Source organism: Phaeobacter sp. B1627, from assembly GCF_006265095.1.
GTDB lineage: Bacteria > Pseudomonadota > Alphaproteobacteria > Rhodobacterales > Rhodobacteraceae > Epibacterium.
The window spans coordinates 53,028-71,980 of record NZ_VCNK01000016.1; the positions used below are offsets into that span (position 1 = coordinate 53,028).

Consider the following 18,953-nt stretch of genomic DNA (forward strand, 5'->3'; position numbering starts at 1 on the left):
GATGAAGCGTTTCGGCTGCTTCATCCTGCAGTTTCACTACAAGGAAATAGTTCATGTTGCGCCACCTCCTGCTCAGGTCGGGGTCGAGCCTTTTTGCGCTCCTGATCATCTCAATGATCGTTTTTTCGCTGTCCCAGCTGTCGGGCAATCCGGTTGACGCCTTGTTGCCGGATGATGCGACACAGGAACAGATCGATACCTTCATCCGGGACTGGGGTCTCGATCAACCGCTCTGGAAACAATATATGACGTTCCTCGGGAACGCGATGCTCGGAGATTTCGGCACCTCGCTCAAGTGGCCGGGGGAAAGCGCTATGGGCTTTGTCCTGGACCGGATGCCCGCCACGTTGAAACTGGGCGGTCTTGCCATTCTCATCAGCGTGGTAATCGCGCTGCCGCTCGGGATTGCCGCCGCCTACACCAAAGGGTCCATCACCGATAACGCAGCGCAACTCTTCGCACTTCTCGGGCAGTCGATGCCGAATTTCTGGCTCGGTATCGTTCTGATCTGGGTGTTTTCGGTCTGGCTCGGGTGGCTGCCAACCTCCGGAACGGGAAGTTTCGCGCATCTGATCCTGCCGGCCATCGCCATCGCCTGGTTTCAGATCTCGGCGCTGACCCGACTGACGCGGTCGGCGATGCTCGAAGTTCTGGATGCGGAATATGTCAAACTGGCGCGCGTCAAAGGCGTCCCGGAATGGCTGGTCATCTGCAAACATGCCTTTCGCAATGCCGCGGTCGTCCCCCTCACATATTTCGGAATTCTGGCGGCCTCGATCCTGACCGGCTCGGTGGTCATCGAATCCGTCTATTCCTATCCGGGCATGGGATGGGTCGCGATCGAAGCCATTCGGGGCCGTGATTTTCCCGTCATCCAGGCCGTGATCCTGGCCTACGCCGTCATCTACATGCTCTCCAATCTGCTCGTCGACCTGCTCTATGTCGTCGTCAACCCCAGGATGCATCATGGCTGAACTCTCAACGCCTTCCCGCTTTTCACTGCGCCGATTGCGAAATCTGCCGCTCGTCCCGATCATCATCTTGTTGGTTGTGTTCATTATTCCGGCGTTCTTTGCCCAGTGGATCGCGCCGCATGACCCATATGTGCCGAACCTGAGAGCACGCCTGCAACCGCCCGTCTTCTTCGGCGGGACCTGGGAGTATCCGCTGGGTACAGATCGCCTCGGGCGGGACATCCTGAGCCGCATTCTCCACGGAGCCTGGTACGTCATGGCGGTGTCGATGATCGGCATTTTCGTGGGGGTGGTCGTCGGCACCACACTCGGGCTGATCGCAGGATATGTGCGCGGCCGTTTCGACAGTCTCGTGATGCGCCTGGTCGATATTTCGCTGGCACTGCCTGCGATGTTGCTGGCGCTTGCCCTTGCGGCGGCACTCGGCGCCAGCTTCCTGTCGGTTGTCATCGTCGTCGGCTTTGCGCTCTGGGCCTATTTCGCGCGTCAGGTCCGCGCCGAGGTCCTCTTGCTCCGCGACAGCGATTTCGTCGCCAGATCGCTGGTCGCCGGTTCGTCCCATGCGCGCATTCTCTTCCGGCATATCCTGCCGAATGTGGTGAACACCATCGTCGTGCTTGCGACCCTGCAGGTGGGCATTGCCATCATGCTCGATGCGTCCCTGAGCTTTCTCGGCATCGGTATTCCACGTCCGACCCCGGCATGGGGGCTGCTTGTGTCCGATGGTCGCGACTTTATCGCCACAGATTGGTGGATCGCATTTTTCCCAGGGCTCGCGATTATGCTCACCGTTTTGTCAGTCAACATGATCGGCGACTGGCTTCGTGACGCGCTCGACCCCAGATTGAAGCAGTTTTGACATGAATAGCCAAACGAAAAAGCCATTGCTCGAAGTCCAGGATCTCAAGGTGGAGATCAAAACCAAGGTGGGAAGCTTCGTCCCCGTGAACGGGCATAGTTTCTCCGTTCACGAAGGCGAAACGATCGGGATCGTCGGGGAGTCCGGATCGGGCAAATCGATGACCGCGTCGGCGCTGATGCGGCTCCTGCCCAAACATGTTGCCAAGATCACCGAGGGAAGCGTCCGGCTGGACGGCAAGGAACTCCTCACCCTCAGTGAAAAGCAGATGCGGAAAGTGCGGGGCGCGGAGATCTCGATGATCCTTCAGGACCCGCAGACATCGCTGAACCCGGCCTTCACGGTCGGATCCCAGATCAAGGAAGCCCTGAGGCTCCATGCGCCCGGCCCCCGGCGCAGTCTGCGCAGCCGTGCGATTGATGCGCTCAAGGCGGTGAAGGTTGCCGCCCCCGAACAGCGGATCGATGCCTATCCGGGCGAGCTCAGCGGCGGGATGCGGCAACGTGTGGTCGGCGCCATCGCCATCTCCTGCCGGCCCAAGGTCATCATTGCGGATGAGCCGACCACATCCCTCGACGTGACGGTTCAGGCGCAATACCTCCGCCTTCTTCGGGAGCTTCAGGAAGAAACCGGGATGGCGATCCTGTTCATCACCCATGATTTCGGCATCGTCGCCAGCCTGTGCCATCGGGTTCTGGTGATGTATGCGGGACGTATTGTGGAATCCGGTCCCGTGGGCAAGATCTTTGCCAATCCCGCGCACCCCTATACCGAAGCCCTGATTGCAACCGTTCCCAGCCTGTCAGGCAATCAGGGCCGGTTGCGCACAATTCCGGGCCAGCCCCCATCGCCCGCCGAAAAGATTGTTGGCTGCCCTTTTGCACCACGCTGTGACTATGCCGACGCGCGGTGTCGCAGCGAAGCACCGCCGACGGTGTTGGCGAACGGTGACAGTGAGCACACAACAAGCTGTTGGAGAGCAGTCAACCAATGAAAAACCCAACGATTTTAGAAGCCCGCGGACTCAGCAAGCACTTTGAGGTCAAGGATGGGTTTTTCAGCCGCGAGACCAAAACGGTGCGGGCTGTCAACGACCTGAATTTCGAGATCTCAAAAGGCGAGACGCTGGCGCTCGTCGGGGAGTCGGGATGCGGAAAGACAACGACGACGCGGCTTTTGCTGCGCCTGCAGAACCCGACGCAGGGGGTCATCAATTTCGAAGGCAAGGATGTGCATTCCCTGACCGGCGCCGACCTCAAACGGTTTCGGTCACGGGTTCAGGCGGTGTTTCAGGACCCCTGGTCGTCGATCAATCCGCGCGTGCGGATCCGGGATTTCGTGGCCGAGCCGCTGATCGTGAATGAAACCCTGACCAGCGGAGAGGTCGACAGGCGCGTGCATGAGGCCCTGGACGCGGTCGGGCTGGGGCCTGCACATGCACGCAAATATCCTCATGAGTTCTCCGGCGGGCAGCGGCAGCGGATCGCGATTGCCAGTGCGATTGTGACGCGCCCCGATCTGGTGATCCTGGATGAGCCGGTGTCCGGTCTCGATGTCTCGATCCGGTCCCAGATCATCAACCTGCTCAAGGACATGCAGCAGGAATACGGCATCAGCTACATTCTGGTTGCGCATGACCTCGCGACCACCCGCTATCTCGCGGATAAAGTGGCGGTGATGTATCTCGGGAGCATCATCGAGACGGGCGACACCGATCAGATCTTTGATCATCCGCGCCATCCCTACACAGAGGCGTTGCTTTCGGCGGCGCTGCCCAGTTCGCCGACCGAGAAAAACCGCGAGATTGTCCTGAAAGGCGAGATCCCCTCGCCTTTGTCTCCGCCGGACGGGTGCCCCTTTCACCCGAGATGTCCGAAGGTGGTCGGCAATATCTGTTCGACGGCATTTCCCCAGCTGGCAGCGGAGACGCCGCAGGTTCAGGTCGGTTGCCATATTTACAAATAGGGACGCGGGTCCTTGCGGCCCGGCACGCGCAAAAGGCCCCGAAGCACGGCTTCGGGGCCTTTCTCAATCCGGGGAACATCAACCAATCCGGGGAACATAACCCGAGCCGCGCCCGCCCGCCGTTTCACGGCCGGGGCGGGGCCTAGCTGCTCAGTGCAGTTTCGCGACGGCTTCTGCGATCTTCGCGCAGGCCTGTTCGATCTCCTCCATGGAGGTGGCGGTGGAGATACGGAAATAGGGCTCAAGCCCATAGGCCCCGCCATGGACCGACGCGACGCCTGCCTCTTCGAGCAGGTAGAGACCGAAGTCCAGGTCGCTCTCGATGATCTTGCCGTCCGGCGCCGTTTTGCCGATCACACCGGCACAGCTCGGGAAGAGGTAGAACGCGCCATCCGGCAAGCTGCAGCTGAGGCCCGGTATGGCGTTGATCAGCTCATGCGCCCGGTCGCGACGTTGGCGGTAGACCGCGACGGCGTCTTCGACCCCTTCTTGCGGGCCGAGCAAAGCCGCAGCGGCGGCGGCCTGGCTGATCGAGGAGGGGCAGGAGGACATCTGGGACTGCAGCTTGTTGATCGCGTCGATCAGGAACCTCGGCCCGACGGCATAGCCGATCCGCCAGCCGGTCATCGCGTAGGATTTCGACACCCCGTTGACGACCAGCGCCTGGTCGCGCAGTTCCGGCATGACGCCCAGAATGCTCTGGACCTTGAAATCGGCGTACCAGATCCGGTCATAGATTTCGTCGCACATCACCAATACCTGAGGGTGACGTTTGATGACCTCGCCCAAGGCGCGTAGCTCGTCTGCGGTGTAGGCAGCGCCCGTCGGGTTGGACGGGGAGTTGAGGATGACCCAGCGGGTTTTGGGCGTGATCGCAGCCTCGAGCGCCGCGGGCGTCAGTTTGAAGCCCACCGTCTCGTCACAGGGGACGATCACCGGCGTGCCTCCGTTGGCGATCACCATGTCGGGGTAGGACACCCAGTAGGGCGCCGGCACGATCACTTCGGTTCCTTCTTCGACCGTCGCCATCATGGCCACGAAAAGGATCTGTTTGGCGCCACCACCGACACAGATGTCATCCAGGCCGCAGTCAATGCCGAGGCGGGTTTTGAAATCGTGCTGGATGCCCTTGCGGAGGCCGACAGTGCCGTTGACGGAGGTATATTTGGTATCGCCTTCCGTGATCGCCTTGATCCCCGCCTCTTTGATGCTGTCGGGGGTATCAAAATCGGGCTCGCCAACCGTCAGGTTGAGAATTTCGCGCCCCTCTGCCTTGAGATCGCGCACCTTTTGCGCGGCGGCGGTACTGGGGGAGACACGAATGGACGTCACGCGTGACGCAAGTTTATCTGCAGACATATGCTGCTCCTGAAATCCTGTGCATTGAGATCACATCCCAACCGGACCGGTCCCCCGGATGGGTTGTCCGGCCCGGATGCGGTGCGCGGGTTACTTGTTGCCGGTGAGGATCACTTCGTCGCCGACGCGTTTGGCGGTCCGCAGGCCGCCCGGAACCTGCAGGGTCGGCAACAGCTCGATGAGGCCGATGTTCACATATTGCGGGGTGCCGATCGCATAGTCGACGGCATCGGCAATATCGGAGACCTGCGGCATTTCGAACCCTTCGAAATATTTCTTCTTGGCTTCTTCGGGGCTGATTTTCTCGACATTGGCAAAGATATCGGTCTCGACGCGGCCGGGGCTCAATTCGGTCACGCGGACACGGCGGCCAAAGGCATCGACACGCAGTTGGCGGGACACGGTGTGCATCGCCGCTTTGGTCGCGTGATAGGCGATATGTCCGCCGAATTCATAGTGACCCGCCATCGAGGAGATATTGACGATATGGCCGCTGTCGCGCTCCATCATCCCGGGAAGCAACAGGCGGGCGAGATGCAGGCAGGCACGCAGGTTCACGTCGATCTGTTCGTCAATGTCAAACGCATCCGATTGCAGAATGCTGCCGGGCCGGGAAACGCCGGCACAGTTGACCAGAACGTCGATCTCCAGGCCTTCGAGCTCCGCGGTGACCGCCTTGGTGTCTGAGATGTCGACCGCATGCGGGACAATGTTCTCGCAGCTGCTTGCAAGCTCTTCCAGCTTGTCCTTGCTGCGGGCAAAGGCGTGGACGGTCAGCCCCTTCTGGCTCAGGCGTTCGGCAATCGCGCGGCCCATACCGCCGGAGGCGCCGGTGACAAGAGCGGTTTTATAGTCGGAGAATGGCATGTGTCTTCCTTTTGTTTTCTGTCGGCAGTGATTTTGCAGGTCAGGCCCGGTGGGTCGAAATGGGCGCGATTTCCCCGCCCGATGCTTGGATTTCCGACCGCAACCGCGTCGCCATGGCGACTGCACCGGGAGTGTCTGAGTGGATGAGGACCGATTGGACCGGCATGTCGATTTCCGCGCCCGACACGCAGGTCAGCTTCTGGTGATTGAGAACCTTGAGAACCCGCGCGATGACCTCGTCCAGATCCTTGACGACGGCACCCGGCTGATTGCGGGGGGCAAGCTGGCCGTTCGGCAAGTAGCCCCGGTCGGCGAGAAACAGACGCACGACACGTCCGCCCCGCTCCTGTGCGGCGGTTTCCAGGGCACTGCCCGGCAGCACAAGAAAGGCGATTTCGGGATCGAACGCCATCGTGGCCTCGGCAACGGCTGCGGCGATTTTGGGATCGGAGCTTGCGAGGTTGCCGAGCGCCCCATGCGGGTTCATATGTGTGATCCGATGGTCGGCACGGCGGGCAAAGGCATCCAGCGCCCCCAGTTGATACAGGATGTGGGCCTGCAGCTCATCGGTGTCCATGTCCAGTTTGCGCCGCCCAAACCCCATACGGTCGGGAAAGCTGACATGTGCGCCGAGATCAACACCATTGGCTTTGGCCAGACGCACGGTCCTGTCCATGATGACAGGGTCGCCTGCGTGGTAACCACAGGCAACATTGGCGGAGCTGACCTGCGTCATCAGGGTGTCGTCGTCCGCGATGGTATAGGGACCAAACCCCTCGCCCATATCGGAATTGATATCGATTTTCATGACGTCTTCCCGATTTCAAAAAGAATATCGCCGTATCCCACCAGGGCAGAGCGGTCCCGCAGCGCACGGGCCAGAACGCCCGCGCAGGGGGCATGAACCGGCAGGCGGACGGTGCCATCGGCCACATAGCCGAGGATCTGGTTTTCGCGGATTGGTTCACCGACAGATACCGCATCCAGCCCGTCGTTCTCGCCGACCGGAGCGAACCGGCCCAAGCCGGGGCTTTTGACCACATCCGTGACCGGTTCAGAAATTGGCCCGGAAACAGGCCCGGACATTGCGGCGTCCCGCGCGGGTCGGGAGGCGGGCAGGGGAGCGGGCACCGGCAGCGCCAACCGGACCGAGCGCTCTGCGGTTTCAACCGACAGCTCTGTTACGCCCGTGCGGCGCATGGCGGTGATCAGATGTTCGAGTTCGCTTTCGGCAAACATGTCAGCTCCACCCTTTCTGTAGCTCGCGGGCCTTTTGCAAACCGGTGCGGATCCGGTCCAGCTCGGCCTGGGTGTTTCGTTCAATCTCGCGGGCCTGCGACAGATCGATGGCGGTGAACCGGAAACGATCCCCCGGACGGGCCTGACCGATACGCCAGAGGTCGTCTTCGATCACACAGGCGATCTTGGGATAGCCGCCCATGGTCGCAGCATCCGCCAGTTGGATGATCGGCTGACCGCCACCCGGAACCTGAATGATGCCCGGCGCGATCCCGTGCGAGCGCAACTCGCCCTCGGTCTCGCGCTGCAGCGCAGGCCCGTCCAGCCGACAGCCCTGACGGTTGCTTTGCGGTGTGACGCTGTAGGGTTGCGACCAAAACGCGTCGAGCGATGCCGCGCTGAATTGATCCGTTTCGGCAGAAGGGATCACACGCAGGGTGATCGCATCCGCGTCCGACCCGCGCAGCGCAGGCATGGCGCAGCTCAATGGTTTGGCGGATGTCGTTTGCCCGTCACAGGCACGCAACTGGTCGCCGGGGCGGAGCACGCGACCGTCAAAGCCACCAAAGGCCTCGCGGGACTGCGTGCTGCGGGAGCCGAGCATTTCGGGCACGTCGATACCGCCGGCCAGCGCCAGGTAGACGCGGGCACCCTCGGTCATCGGCCCCAGCGCAAGCACTTGCCCCTCTTTGGCCGCTCCCGCCCAGTTGCGCGCGAGTGGCACGCCGTCCAGCGTCGCGCCGCATGCGGCACCCGCGATAGCAAAGACAGTATCCTCGGCAAAGCTAAACCGCGCGGGCGTCAGCGGAATTTCCAGTGTCGCCGCCGTCTCGTGATTGCCGAGAAGCCAGTTGGCAATCCGGTGGGCCAGGGGATCCATCGCCCCGGCGCGCCCAAGCCCCTGTGCCCAGTGGCCCGGACGGCCAAGATCCTGCACGGTTGCCAGCGGCGGGAGGGAGAGCACCTCGATCATGCGATCACCTCGGCTGGGTTGAACTGGATTTGATCGCCCGGCACCAACAGCGCCGCAGGGTCACGCATCACATCGAAAAACTGCACTTCGGCAGATCCGATGGTGTTCCAGCCACTCGGCCCGGCAGAGGCGGACACGCCGGTCTGCAGGCCGGCCACCGACAGCGACCCGCCCGGCAGGCTTTGCAGCGGTATCTTGCGGCGCGGGGTTTCAAGCATCGGGTCGAGCCCGCCGAGGTAGCAGTATCCGGCGTGGCTGCCGACGGCAAAAACCGTATAGGCCGGGGCCGCGTGGCGCTTGATGACATCGTCGATGGTCAGGCCCGTCAGTTCGGCAACCTCACCGAGGTGCGGCCCACCGGCACCGCCATAGACGATGTCAATCTCCAGAACCTTGCCGGTGAGATCCTTTTGACGGCCACTGTCCCAAAGCGCACAAAGCCGCGCGTCGAGATCGTCCAGATCCGCCGGAACCTGCGCGAACCGCAGCGTCAGATTGGTCATCCCGGGCACGGCCTCACAGACGCCGTCCCATTGCGAGACCTCCTCTGCCATCGCCCAGAAGCGGCGCTGGTGGTCAAGGTCGAACGGGCAGTCCACCTGATAGGTCAGGGCGCGGCTGCCGATCGGGAATAGTCCGGTGTCAGGCATTTTCCTGCCCCTCCCGCGTCTTGAGCCAATGTTCGAGGTGATGAATGGACACGCCACCTGCGGCAAACCCGTCCTCGGCCAAAAGTTCGCGATGCAGCGGGATGTTGGTCTTCACACCCTCGATACGCATTTCCTCAAGCGCGGCCCGGGCGCGGGCAAGCGCCTCGGACCGGTCGGCGCCATAGGCGATGACCTTGGCGATCATCGAGTCATAGCTCGCCGGGACCTCCGCCCCCGCTTCCATATGTGTGTCCACGCGGATGCCCGGACCCCCGGCAAGATGCAGCGCGTTCACACGTCCCGGACTGGGCGCAAAGCTTTCGGGGTCTTCGGCGTTGATGCGGCATTCGACGGCATGGCCTTCGGTGCGCAGATCGTCCTGAGAGAGGGTCAGTTTCTCCCCCCGCGCCACATCGATCTGCAGCGCAACAATGTCGAGCCCGGTCACCATCTCCGTGACAGGGTGTTCCACCTGAATACGGGTGTTCATCTCGATGAAATAGAATTGCCCATCCTCGTAGAGGAACTCGAAGGTGCCCGCACCGACATAACCGATGTCCACGCAGGACCGGGCACAGCGGGCCCCGATTTCGGCGATCAGCGCGCGATCGATGCCGGGGGCGGGGGCCTCTTCGATCAGTTTCTGATGGCGTCGCTGCATCGAACAGTCCCGGTCCCCGAGCCAGAGTGCCTGACCATGGGAATCCGCAATGATCTGGATTTCTACGTGGCGCGGCCGCCCGAGGAATTTCTCCATGTATACGTCCGGATTTCCAAAGAACCGCTGCGCCTCCTGACGGGTCAGCATAGAGGCGTCGGCGAGTTCGCACTCCTCGTGAACGATGCGCATCCCGCGCCCGCCGCCGCCACCTGCGGCCTTGAGGATGACCGGATATCCGATGTCTTCGGCAATGCGGGCGATGTCTTCCGGGTCATGCGGCAATACCCGGTCAGGACCGGGCACACAGGGCACACCTGCGGCGATCATCGCGGCCTTTGCCTCCACCTTGTCGCCCATGCGGCGCATGACCTCGGCCTTGGGGCCGATGAGGGTCATGCCGGCGGCCTGCACCGCTTCGGCAAACGCGGCGTTCTCGGACAGGAAACCATAGCCCGGATGGATCAAATCCGCGTCGAGCAGACGGGCCGCCTGAATGACGGCGGCGATATTGAGGTAGCTCTTGTTCGCCGCTGCCGGACCGAGGCAGATGCTGTCGTCGGCAAGCGCCAGATAGGGCGCGCCACGATCCGCTTCGGAATAGCCGCAGACGACACGCAGGCCCAGACGGCGGCAAGCGCGGATGATCCGCAGGGCAATTTCGCCCCGGTTGGCGACAAAGACGGTTTGGCGGGATGTGGCCTTCATGTCCGCACCTTCATCAAAAGCGTTCCGGCCTCGACGGTATCCCCGTCCGCAACGCGAATGTCCTCGATGATGCCGTCCCGGTCCGCCGTGACCGATGTCATGACTTTCATGGCCTCGATCAGGCATATGGTCTGGCCGGGTTTCACCCTGTCGCCAATCCCGACAAAGGCCGGAGCGTCCGGCTGCGGCGAGAGATAACAAAGGCCGGAGAGCGGCGCCTCGATACCGGCCTCAACCTGCGGCGCGCTCAGTGGCAACATATCGGAAGTTGCGTCCAGCATTACGGATTCAGGGTCGGGCGATGCGGTGTCGGGGGCCGTCCCCGTTGCGGCGGTGGCGGTCTCTCTCCGGAGTGCGACATGCGTTCCGTTCTCTGACAACTGAAATTCGGTCAGGCCGCATCGTGCCGCCCACTCCATCCGTTCGATCAGGGCCTCAATGGTGATCGACATGGTGATGTCGGCTCCTTGGCTTGGTTTTCTTGCGTTCGAAATTTCGAAAAACCTAGCACTGCAAACGACGAATGATGTCAGAGCGGTTTGGAATGACTTGCCGGGCAAGCATAGGGATTGTCGATCACGTCAGATGCGCATGGTCTTATGCCTGCACGCGTTTGGCGCCTATGCTCGCCCTCGATCCGAGCGAATACCGCTCACAGGACATTACAGGGAAGTTTTCATGCCCAACATCATCACCAAGATCGAACGCGCAGCCGCCGAAGACGTGGCCGCATTGGCCAAATTCGGCACCGCCACCATTCACGAAGCACAGGGACGCCTTGGCGCTCTGAACTCCTCGATCAAGCCCATTGACCGCAACATGCGCCTGTGCGGTCCTGCCTTCACCGTGGAAAGCGCGCCGCGTGACAACCTCATGCTGCAACTGGCGATCCACTACGCGCAGAAAGGCGACGTGATCGTGGTCTCTGCCGGCGAATACGAAGAGGCGGGCAGCTTCGGGGACGTATTGGGCAACGCCTGTGTGGCCAAGGGAATCGCAGGGGTCGTCACGGACACCGGCGTGCGCGACACGCTGGCCTTGATCGAACTGGGATTGCCGGTCTTCTCGCTGAGCGTCTGTATCAAAGGCACGGTCAAAGAGACGCTCTGTCAGATCAATGGCGACATCGTCGTCGGTGGTCAGATGATCCGTCCGGGCGATGTCATCAGCGGTGACGCAGATGGTCTGGTGATGGTGCGCAAGGAAGACGCGGCCGAGGTCGCCGTGAAATCCCAGACCCGCGATGACGTCGAAGCAGACCTTATCGAAGCCTATAAGGCCGGCGGAACAGTGATTGATCTGTGCAATCTGGCACCGGTGCTTGCGGCCAAGGGCCTGACGACCGACCTCTAAGCGCAAAGTGGGGGCAGTCGGGAAAACCGTCTGTCCTTTCCTCAACCGCCGGTCACGGCCTTGATCTCACTGATTTCACAGGTTTTACTGCGTTGACCCGCGCAAGATCAGGTCGGGCCGGATGACGACGCGCATCCGGTCCGAATTTTCCGTATTGCCCGCCAGCAGGTCGATTGCCAATTCGGCCGCTCGCTGGCCGATAAGGTCCGCCTTGACGTCCACCGTGGTCAGAGGTGGTTCGCAAATGCGCCCGATTTCGTAGTTCCCGAAGCCCGCAATCGCGATATCGTCGGGCACTGTGATCCCGCGGCGCGCGCATTGCGCAAGGGCGCCAAAGGCCACGGGATCCGACACACACATGATCGCATCGGCCTCCGGGAAACGTTCACACAGAAGATCCAGCCCCGTCGCACCTTCGGACATGCTGACGGGGGAATTGCCGAGCGGGATCAGCCGGTGGGCCGCAAGGCCCTGCGCCTCCATCGCCGCGACAAACCCCGCGCGGCGCTGTACGCCACGGGGGTCCGCTTGGGTTTCGCCCCCGAGAAAGGCAATGTTGCGCCGTCCCGATTTTACCAGATGATCGACCAGACCCTTCACCGACTCGCGGTTTGAAAACCCGACCACATGGCCGATCGGGTCGTCCGGCAGGTCCCAGATCTCGATAATGGGTATGGCCGCCTTGCGCAGCAGGTTTTCGGTGCCTTTGCTATGCTGCGCCCCGGTGAGGATCATGGCCTCCGGATTGCGCCGGAGCACCTGATTGATCAGCCGTTCTTCTTCGTCGGGGTCATATTCGGTGTTTGCCAGAAGGATCTGGATGTTCTTTCTGGCGAGCACCTGAGATATCGCGCGAACGGTCGTGGAAAAATTCGCGTTCTCGACGGATGGTACGGTGACCGCAACGAAACCCGTGCGGTTCTGGCGCAGATTTGCCGCTGTAGCGTCAAAGACATAGCCGAGTTCATCCGCCTTCTTCAGGATCGCGGCACGGGTCGCGGCCTTGACGCCCTGATCCCCCTTGAACGCGCGCGAGACCGTCATTGCGGAGACACCGACCGCTTTGGCGATATCGGCCATTTTGATTTTGGAGCGATGTGGGGTGGACTTCATGATCGGCCTTGTCTTTCGGCGGACGATACGTTCACTTGCCTTGCCGGGCAATAGACTCCGCCCGCCAGCCGAGCCCATTGAAAATCAGCTCTGCGATGCGGTCCGCGGGTTGATCGATATCGACCGTGATGGCCCCCTCCGGGCCGGTCGGCGGTTCGAGTGTCGCGAGCTGACTGTCGAGAAGCGACGTGGGCATATAGTGCCCCTCGCGCTGCCCCATACGCGCGCTCAGGACCTCGCGGCTGCCGTGCAGGTAGACAAACACCGGTTTCGCCGGAAAGGCCGTGCGCCGGATGATCTCGCGGTAGCTCAATTTCAATGCGGAACACCCCAGGATCAGCCCCGTGTGCGCCCGCCCGAGTGCCGCGCCGCAATCCTCCAGCCAAGGCTGTCGGTCGGCGTCGGTCAGGGGGATCCCCGCCCGCATTTTGTCGACATTTGCGACCGGGTGCAGATCGTCCCCATCGACATATTCCAGCCGCGAAAGGGCCGCCAGAGCCGCGCCGACTGTGGACTTGCCACAGCCGGAGACACCCATGATCACCACGTGACTTTGCTCAAAGCGAGACACTGATCGCTCCATCGACATAGAGCACGTGCCCGTTGACAAAGCTTGAGGCATCGGATGACAGGAATATGCAGGCGCCCACGAGTTCCTCGACCTTTCCCCAGCGGCCGGCGGGGGTCCGCTTTTCCAGCCATGCGGTAAATTCAGGATCAGCGACAAGGGCTGCGTTCAGCGGGGTGTCAAAATATCCCGGCGCGATTGCATTGCATTGCAGCCCGTGCCCGGCCCAATCCGTCGCCATCCCTTTGGTGAGGTTCCCGACCGCGCCTTTGGTTGCAGTATAGGGGGCAATGCCCGGGCGGGCCAGTGCGGTCTGGACGGAGCAGATGTTGACGATCTTGCCCTTGCCCCGGCCGATCATGTGGCGGGCGACAGCCTGACCGACGTGGAAAACCGAGGCGATATTGGTCTGCAGCAGGGCTTCGAACCGGTCTGCGGGAAACTCCTCAAGAGGGCTGCGGTGCTGCATGCCGGCATTGTTCACCAGAATGTCGATCGCGCCGTGGTCTTTTTCAAACGCATCGATGGCCGTGCGGACCTCGCCGTGGCGGGTCACATCGAACCCCAGGGTCGCAATCTCCGCATCCGGGCACATTTCCCGCAGCGCTTCCGCAGCGCCCTCAAGCTTGGCGCCGTCCCGCCCGTTCAGAACCACGGCGGCGCCCGCTTTTGCCAGACCTGCCGCGAGGGCGAAGCCGATCCCCTGCGAGGATCCTGTCACAAGGGCCCGGCGACCACTCAGCCCGAAGCTGCGTTCGAGGTAGGACGTTTCGATACTCATTCCACTTTCCTTTTCATGTCGACAATCGCGTTCGGCGCCATTATGTTATCGATAACTATTTGAGGTCAAGCAAAGAGACTCATGCCTGTGACGCCTGAGCCAAGGAGGATCCTGATGTCGAACCCCGTTATCCTGCAAATCGGCGCCTATCCCACGTGGGATGAAGAGCCGCTCAACCGCGACTACGAAGTGCGCCGGTATTTTGAGGCCGAAGACAAGGCGGCGTTTCTGGCGCAACACGGCCCGGATGTCCGCGCGATTGCGACGCGGGGGGAACTTGGTGCCGATCGCGCGATGATCGAAGCCTGCCCCCGTCTTGAGCTGGTATCTGTCTATGGTGTCGGCTTCGATGCTGTCGATCTGGAGGCATGTCGCGAAAACAACGTGCGCGTCACCAATACACCGGATGTTCTGTCCGGAGATGTAGCCGATTTCGCGGTCACGATGATGCTCGCCCAGACGCGCGGAATCGTCGCCGGAGACGCCTGGGTGCGCGATGGCAGTTGGGCGACCGAGGGCGGCTTGCCCCTTCAGCGCCGCGCATGGGGGCGTCGCGCAGGCGTACTCGGCCTTGGGCGTATCGGCTTTGAGATCGCGAAGCGCCTCTCTGGTTTCGGGATGGACATCGCCTATAGCGATGTCGCGCCGAAAGACTACGCGGAAGACTGGACCTTCGCGGCGACCCCTGTCGAGTTGGCAAAACAGTGCGACTTCCTCTTTGTTGCGGCGGCGGCCTCTGCGGAGACCCGCCATATCATCAACCGAGACGTGCTCCACGCTCTTGGCGCAGATGGCATGTTAATCAATGTATCCCGCGCGTCCAACGTTGATGAAGAGGCGCTGATCGACGCGCTGTCTTCGGGCGCGCTGGGCGCGGCGGCCCTCGACGTTTTTGAGGGGGAGCCCGCGCTTGATCCGCGTTTTATGGATTTGCCCAATATCCTCCTGCAACCGCATCAGGCCTCCGGCACGGTCGAAACGCGCAAGGCCATGGGGGCCCTCCTGCGGGAAAACCTGACGGCCCATTTCGCAGGTAAACCCCTCGTAAGCCCCGTTCTCTGACGTCGTAGGATACTGATATGAAAGCAGTTGTTATTCACGCGGCCAAAGATCTCCGCGTCGAGGACTTCACCGAGCAGCGGGCCGACCATGTAGGAAAAGCCGAAGTGCGCGTCCGCATGAAGGCTGGCGGCGTCTGCGGGTCCGACCTGCATTATTACAATCATGGCGGCTTTGGCACTGTGCGTCTGCGCGAGCCGATGGTCCTTGGTCACGAGGTGTCCGGCGAAGTCACCGAAATCGGTGCCGAGGTTGAGGGCGTGGCGGTTGGCGATCTTGTTGCGATCTCGCCGTCGCGCCCCTGCAGCGGCTGCGAAACCTGCAACAGGGGCCTTCCGAACCACTGCGAAAACATGCGGTTTTACGGCTCGGCCATGCCATTCCCGCATATCCAGGGCGCATTCAGACAGGAGATGATCGTCAATGCGTCGCAATGCGCGGTCGCCAACGGGCTCACCCCCGGCGAAGCGGCCATGGCGGAGCCGCTCGCGGTCACATTGCATGGCGTGCGGCGGGCGGGCGAATTGCTTGGCAAACGCGTGCTGGTGACCGGATGCGGCCCGATCGGCCTCCTTTCGATCCTGTCAGCGCGGCTGGCCGGAGCTGAGGAGATCGTAGCCACCGACCTGTCGGACTTCACCCTCGACATGGCGCGCAGGATCGGGGCGGACCGCACAATCAACACCGGCACGCAGCCCGACGGGCTTTCTGAGTTTGCACATGGCAAGGGCACCTTTGATGCGATGTTTGAATGCACCGGTGTTGCGGCGGCCCTCAACCCGGCGCTGGACGCCATGCGCCCCCGAGGTGTCGTGGTTCAGCTCGGTCTGGGTGGGGAAATGCCTCTCAATATGATGAAGGTGACAGCAAAAGAGCTCAACCTGCGCGGTTCATTCCGCTTTCATGAAGAGTTCGCAACGGGTATTGAAGCGATGCGAAAGAAACGGATCGATCTTTCGCCGTTGATCACGCACAGGGTCGGGCTGGAGGAGGCAGAACGCGCCTTTCAAATCGCCTCTGACCGTTCAAGCGCGATCAAGGCACTGATCGAATTCGACTAGAAGAGCAATGTTATCGATATCAAAATTTGCAGAAAGAGGTGTGTAACATGACGGCAAATTCGACTGTCGGCCTGATCGGGCTCGGCACAATGGGAGCGGCGCTTGCCCTCAATATCGCTGAGAACGGCTTCCGGATTTCCGTGTTCAACCGCACCACGTCCGTGGTCGACGAATTTGTGTCAACCGCAGGCGAGCTTGCGGAGCAGATCGTTCCCACACGGAGCCTCACCGAGTTTGTCGCCAGCCTTCAACGGCCGCGCACGATCATCCTGATGGTGCCCGCGGGTCCGGTCGTCGATGCCCAGATCGAAGCGCTGCGGGGGTATCTCGACGCCGGCGATCTTGTGATCGATGCCGGGAATGCGAATTATCACGACACCAACAGGCGCATGGAAGAGGCGGCGCAGGCCCCCTATTCGTTCCTCGGTGTGGGCGTGTCGGGCGGCGAAGACGGCGCGCGTCACGGACCTTCGATCATGGTTGGCGGGCAACAGGATGACTGGCTCCGTGTCGCACCGATGCTGAAGTCGATTTCTGCCAAATACGAGGACGAGAGCTGCGCCGACTATATGGGAGCCGGAGGGGCCGGCCATTTCGTCAAGATGGTGCACAACGGCATTGAATATGCCGATATGCAGATGATCGCGGAAGGCTACAGCCTGATGTCCCATGGGATGTCGCTCCCGCTTGAACAGATCGCGGCGGCCTTCGACGAATGGAACAAGGGGCCACTGTCTTCCTATCTGATCGAGATTTCCGGACAGATTGCGCACAGCCGCGATCGCCACACCGGGGCGCCTATCCTCGATGTGATCCTTGACCGGGCCGGACAAAAGGGAACCGGGCGCTGGACAGCCATCGAAGCACAGCATCTCGGTGTCGCGGTGCCCGTGATCGAGGCCGCCGTTTGTGCGCGAAACCTGTCTGCGGGGATCGACAACAGAGCCGCCGGTGCCGCGGCCTTTGGCGAGCTTCCAGATGCGGGCGGCGCGTCCACGGACCTGACGCTTGCGGAACTGGAGCAGGCCCTGATTGCGGGAAAGATCCTTTGCTATGCGCAGGGTTTTGACATGCTTGCAGCGGCCTCCAGCCAGTTCGACTGGGACCTGCCGATGGACAGGATCGCCAAAGTCTGGCGCAACGGCTGTATCATCCGGTCCGATATGCTGAATGAGATGGCGCAGGCTCTGGCGGACAAGAATGCGCCGCTGCTGATTTTCTCCGAGCCGTTTACGGAGATGCTGCGCAAGGCCGAACCGGCGCTGCGCAAGACAGTACAATGCGCCATTGCGGCGGGGATCGCGGTCCCGGCTCTGTCTGCCGGGTTGAGCTGGTTCGACACAATCCGCACAAGACGGTCCTCGGCGAATGTCATTCAGGCGCAGCGGGACTTTTTCGGGGCGCATGGGTTCGAACGCACAGACGCCATCGACGACCCGCACGGGCCTTGGTCTTCGAACAGCTGACAGTGCAAAGGCATGCTCGTCCGAGCGTGCCTTTGTTTTCCCTCGCAAACCTTTGTCATCACGGTCCGATGCCCATAGCTGTTGACGTGCTTTTGTGCGTCAGCAGACACGGTGGCAGGGCGCCTTTCGGCCGTGGGGCTGCCCGCGATATGCGTGGTGGTGGGCTGCTATTTCACCATCTCGCGAGCCATGCGGACGAGTTCCTCCCGGACCACATTCGTGGCTTCGGACAAGGCCAGCTGAGCGGACCAGCAGACAGACATATTGGTTTTCATATTGGGCTTTTTGATGCCACAAATTCGGGTTTCCGGCACCCGTCGTTTCACCGCTTTGGCTGCTGAACGCGGCAGAATAGCATCCCCGAGCCCCTCTCCGAGCGCATTTGACAGCACCGACATCGATTCCGTTTCGCATACCACGCGCGCCGTGAGCCCGACGCGCCCAAGTGTGGTGTCGATCACCTGACGAAGGGTGTGGATCTTGCTCGGCAGGATCATCCGGCGGGCGATGGCATCTTCGAAATCGACTTCTGTTCCGGCCTCGAAATCCTCGGAAATGGTAACGAACTGAAGATCCTCGGTCGCAATTCGTTCAAATGCCAGGCTCGGGATTGCTCCGGGGTCGAAGATCAGCGCGACATCCATTTTCCCCATCATGATCTGTTCGCTCATGGCGCCGCCACCAACATTCTCGTTGATGTAGAGAACGATCCCCGGATGGCTTTCGCGGATCCCCTTGATGAGCTGTGCCGCCAGAAGGGCGCCGAGCCCCATCGGAGCCAGACCCACGCGGACCACGCCGGTAATTTCTTCGGATGCACTGGCGATATCCAGTTCGGCCTCATCCATCTGGCGCAGAATCAGCTGGGAATGCCGGTAGAGCACCTTGCCCGCTTCGGTCGGCGTCACCCCCCGCTTTGACCGAATAAGCAGCGGCTTTCCATAGTGGGCTTCGAGCGCCGCGATCTGTTGGCTGAGCGCAGGCTGCGCGATATGCAGGATTGCCGATGCGCGCGTGATGCTCCCGATGTCGATGATTTTCACAAAAGATTTCAGTTTCCTGACATCCATATACCGTCTCCCCAGTTTGGGATGCTATCCACGCCGACAGCTATCGTTCATTTTCATCATGAAGGCATCAGGCCGCATGCATATGCATTCGCGATCACATCAGAGCGAACCGTTGTTTTGCGGCACCCACTCTGATCACTACTGTGCATCACTGTTAACATGCAACAAGAACGAGCTGAAGACCACGGCGCTCCGGGCGCTGGTGTTTCGGCTCAACACAGCCAGGGAGA

At 61.5% G+C, this 18,953-nt stretch carries 20 protein-coding genes; 8 read left to right on the top strand and 12 right to left on the bottom strand.

The features are described from left to right. Positions 1-53: 53 nt before the first annotated feature. Genes FGE21_RS09290 through FGE21_RS09305 form a run of 4 tightly spaced genes read left to right on the top strand, consistent with a single transcriptional unit; the run spans position 54 to position 3,798 of the window. Positions 54-974 carry an ABC transporter permease gene (locus FGE21_RS09290; protein WP_139663014.1) on the top strand — a complete coding sequence of 307 codons (921 nt, stop codon included), beginning with the start codon at positions 54-56 and terminating at the stop codon, positions 972-974. Then, complete coding sequence (locus FGE21_RS09295; RefSeq protein ID WP_139663015.1) at positions 967-1,833, top strand: ABC transporter permease; 867 nt, start codon at positions 967-969, stop codon at positions 1,831-1,833. Before FGE21_RS09290 ends, FGE21_RS09295 begins: the two co-directional genes overlap by 8 nt. Position 1,834: 1 nt before the next feature. Next, positions 1,835-2,827, top strand: a complete 993-nt coding sequence (locus FGE21_RS09300) for an ABC transporter ATP-binding protein (RefSeq protein ID WP_139663016.1) — start codon at positions 1,835-1,837, stop codon at positions 2,825-2,827. Beyond that, positions 2,824-3,798, top strand: a complete 975-nt coding sequence (locus tag FGE21_RS09305) for an ABC transporter ATP-binding protein (RefSeq protein WP_139663017.1) — start codon at positions 2,824-2,826, stop codon at positions 3,796-3,798. The genes FGE21_RS09300 and FGE21_RS09305 overlap by 4 nt, the downstream gene beginning before the upstream one ends. Positions 3,799-3,948: 150 nt before the next feature. Here FGE21_RS09305 and FGE21_RS09310 read toward each other — a convergent pair whose 3' ends face one another. From FGE21_RS09310 to FGE21_RS09345, 8 genes are all read right to left on the bottom strand, one after another. Further along, entirely contained in the window at positions 3,949-5,157 is a 1,209-nt protein-coding gene (locus FGE21_RS09310) for an aspartate transaminase (RefSeq protein ID WP_139663018.1), read from the bottom strand. A 90-nt stretch (positions 5,158-5,247) separates the two neighbouring features. After that, complete coding sequence (locus FGE21_RS09315) at positions 5,248-6,024, bottom strand: SDR family oxidoreductase (protein WP_139663019.1); 777 nt, start codon at positions 6,022-6,024, stop codon at positions 5,248-5,250. Positions 6,025-6,064: 40 nt separating this feature from the next. After that, positions 6,065-6,832: a LamB/YcsF family protein gene (locus FGE21_RS09320; RefSeq protein WP_139663020.1), complete on the bottom strand. Its 768-nt coding sequence runs from the start codon at positions 6,830-6,832 to the stop codon at positions 6,065-6,067. Next, positions 6,829-7,263, bottom strand: a complete 435-nt coding sequence (locus FGE21_RS09325) for a hypothetical protein (RefSeq protein WP_139663021.1) — start codon at positions 7,261-7,263, stop codon at positions 6,829-6,831. Before FGE21_RS09325 ends, FGE21_RS09320 begins: the two co-directional genes overlap by 4 nt. 1 nt (position 7,264) lies before the next feature. Beyond that, entirely contained in the window at positions 7,265-8,236 is a 972-nt protein-coding gene (locus tag FGE21_RS09330) for a biotin-dependent carboxyltransferase family protein (RefSeq protein WP_139663022.1), read from the bottom strand. Then, positions 8,233-8,886, bottom strand: coding sequence for a 5-oxoprolinase subunit PxpB (gene pxpB, locus FGE21_RS09335; RefSeq protein ID WP_139663023.1), 654 nt, complete (start codon positions 8,884-8,886; stop codon positions 8,233-8,235). The genes FGE21_RS09330 and pxpB overlap by 4 nt, the downstream gene beginning before the upstream one ends. Next, positions 8,879-10,252, bottom strand: coding sequence for an acetyl-CoA carboxylase biotin carboxylase subunit (gene accC, locus FGE21_RS09340; protein ID WP_139663024.1), 1,374 nt, complete (start codon positions 10,250-10,252; stop codon positions 8,879-8,881). Before accC ends, pxpB begins: the two co-directional genes overlap by 8 nt. After that, entirely contained in the window at positions 10,249-10,704 is a 456-nt protein-coding gene (locus FGE21_RS09345) for a biotin/lipoyl-containing protein (protein ID WP_139663025.1), read from the bottom strand. Before FGE21_RS09345 ends, accC begins: the two co-directional genes overlap by 4 nt. Before the next feature lie 226 nt (positions 10,705-10,930). Here FGE21_RS09345 and FGE21_RS09350 point away from each other — a divergent pair, with 226 nt between their 5' ends. After that, positions 10,931-11,605 carry a 4-carboxy-4-hydroxy-2-oxoadipate aldolase/oxaloacetate decarboxylase gene (locus FGE21_RS09350; protein WP_139663026.1) on the top strand — a complete coding sequence of 225 codons (675 nt, stop codon included), beginning with the start codon at positions 10,931-10,933 and terminating at the stop codon, positions 11,603-11,605. 84 nt (positions 11,606-11,689) lie between these two features. On the opposite strand, the gene FGE21_RS09355 is transcribed toward FGE21_RS09350, so the two are convergent. Genes FGE21_RS09355 through FGE21_RS09365 form a run of 3 tightly spaced genes read right to left on the bottom strand, consistent with a single transcriptional unit; the run spans position 11,690 to position 14,067 of the window. Continuing rightward, positions 11,690-12,718, bottom strand: a complete 1,029-nt coding sequence (locus FGE21_RS09355; protein WP_255731469.1) for a LacI family DNA-binding transcriptional regulator — start codon at positions 12,716-12,718, stop codon at positions 11,690-11,692. Between the two features lie 31 nt (positions 12,719-12,749). Continuing rightward, a complete protein-coding gene (locus FGE21_RS09360) occupies positions 12,750-13,289 on the bottom strand; it encodes a gluconokinase (protein ID WP_255731470.1) in 540 nt (179 codons plus the stop codon). Next, positions 13,276-14,067 (bottom strand): SDR family oxidoreductase, encoded by a 792-nt coding sequence (locus FGE21_RS09365; protein WP_139663028.1) that lies wholly within the window; start codon positions 14,065-14,067, stop codon positions 13,276-13,278. Before FGE21_RS09365 ends, FGE21_RS09360 begins: the two co-directional genes overlap by 14 nt. Before the next feature lie 114 nt (positions 14,068-14,181). Between FGE21_RS09365 and FGE21_RS09370 the strand changes: the two genes are divergently transcribed. From FGE21_RS09370 to gndA, 3 genes are read left to right on the top strand one after another with little or no spacing between them, the layout of a single operon-like run. Continuing rightward, the gene (locus FGE21_RS09370; RefSeq protein ID WP_139663029.1) at positions 14,182-15,129 is read left to right on the top strand and encodes a 2-hydroxyacid dehydrogenase; all 948 of its coding nucleotides are present in this window, start codon (positions 14,182-14,184) and stop codon (positions 15,127-15,129) included. 17 nt (positions 15,130-15,146) lie between these two features. Continuing rightward, a complete protein-coding gene (locus tag FGE21_RS09375; protein ID WP_139663030.1) occupies positions 15,147-16,187 on the top strand; it encodes an L-idonate 5-dehydrogenase in 1,041 nt (346 codons plus the stop codon). Between the two features lie 47 nt (positions 16,188-16,234). Continuing rightward, positions 16,235-17,653 carry an NADP-dependent phosphogluconate dehydrogenase gene (gndA, locus tag FGE21_RS09380; RefSeq protein WP_139663031.1) on the top strand — a complete coding sequence of 473 codons (1,419 nt, stop codon included), beginning with the start codon at positions 16,235-16,237 and terminating at the stop codon, positions 17,651-17,653. A 167-nt stretch (positions 17,654-17,820) separates the two neighbouring features. Here gndA and FGE21_RS09385 read toward each other — a convergent pair whose 3' ends face one another. Next, positions 17,821-18,723 (bottom strand): LysR substrate-binding domain-containing protein, encoded by a 903-nt coding sequence (locus tag FGE21_RS09385; protein WP_139663032.1) that lies wholly within the window; start codon positions 18,721-18,723, stop codon positions 17,821-17,823. Between the last annotated feature and the right edge of the window lie 230 nt (positions 18,724-18,953).

What these genes read in the sequence shown, in the direction of transcription:
- FGE21_RS09365 (WP_139663028.1), bottom strand. Translation starts at nt 14,067, where the DNA reads ATGAGTATCGAAACGTCCTACCTCGAACGCAGCTTCGGGCTGAGTGGT.
- FGE21_RS09375 (WP_139663030.1), top strand. Translation starts at nt 15,147, where the DNA reads ATGAAAGCAGTTGTTATTCACGCGGCCAAAGATCTCCGCGTCGAGGAC.
- FGE21_RS09310 (WP_139663018.1), bottom strand. Translation starts at nt 5,157, where the DNA reads ATGTCTGCAGATAAACTTGCGTCACGCGTGACGTCCATTCGTGTCTCC.
- gndA (WP_139663031.1), top strand. Translation starts at nt 16,235, where the DNA reads ATGACGGCAAATTCGACTGTCGGCCTGATCGGGCTCGGCACAATGGGA.
- FGE21_RS09295 (WP_139663015.1), top strand. Translation starts at nt 967, where the DNA reads ATGGCTGAACTCTCAACGCCTTCCCGCTTTTCACTGCGCCGATTGCGA.
- FGE21_RS09305 (WP_139663017.1), top strand. Translation starts at nt 2,824, where the DNA reads ATGAAAAACCCAACGATTTTAGAAGCCCGCGGACTCAGCAAGCACTTT.
- FGE21_RS09330 (WP_139663022.1), bottom strand. Translation starts at nt 8,236, where the DNA reads ATGATCGAGGTGCTCTCCCTCCCGCCGCTGGCAACCGTGCAGGATCTT.
- FGE21_RS09315 (WP_139663019.1), bottom strand. Translation starts at nt 6,024, where the DNA reads ATGCCATTCTCCGACTATAAAACCGCTCTTGTCACCGGCGCCTCCGGC.
- FGE21_RS09325 (WP_139663021.1), bottom strand. Translation starts at nt 7,263, where the DNA reads ATGTTTGCCGAAAGCGAACTCGAACATCTGATCACCGCCATGCGCCGC.
- FGE21_RS09345 (WP_139663025.1), bottom strand. Translation starts at nt 10,704, where the DNA reads ATGTCGATCACCATTGAGGCCCTGATCGAACGGATGGAGTGGGCGGCA.
- accC (WP_139663024.1), bottom strand. Translation starts at nt 10,252, where the DNA reads ATGAAGGCCACATCCCGCCAAACCGTCTTTGTCGCCAACCGGGGCGAA.
- pxpB (WP_139663023.1), bottom strand. Translation starts at nt 8,886, where the DNA reads ATGCCTGACACCGGACTATTCCCGATCGGCAGCCGCGCCCTGACCTAT.
- FGE21_RS09370 (WP_139663029.1), top strand. Translation starts at nt 14,182, where the DNA reads ATGTCGAACCCCGTTATCCTGCAAATCGGCGCCTATCCCACGTGGGAT.
- FGE21_RS09385 (WP_139663032.1), bottom strand. Translation starts at nt 18,723, where the DNA reads ATGGATGTCAGGAAACTGAAATCTTTTGTGAAAATCATCGACATCGGG.
- FGE21_RS09350 (WP_139663026.1), top strand. Translation starts at nt 10,931, where the DNA reads ATGCCCAACATCATCACCAAGATCGAACGCGCAGCCGCCGAAGACGTG.
- FGE21_RS09300 (WP_139663016.1), top strand. Translation starts at nt 1,835, where the DNA reads ATGAATAGCCAAACGAAAAAGCCATTGCTCGAAGTCCAGGATCTCAAG.
- FGE21_RS09355 (WP_255731469.1), bottom strand. Translation starts at nt 12,718, where the DNA reads ATGAAGTCCACCCCACATCGCTCCAAAATCAAAATGGCCGATATCGCC.
- FGE21_RS09290 (WP_139663014.1), top strand. Translation starts at nt 54, where the DNA reads ATGTTGCGCCACCTCCTGCTCAGGTCGGGGTCGAGCCTTTTTGCGCTC.
- FGE21_RS09320 (WP_139663020.1), bottom strand. Translation starts at nt 6,832, where the DNA reads ATGAAAATCGATATCAATTCCGATATGGGCGAGGGGTTTGGTCCCTAT.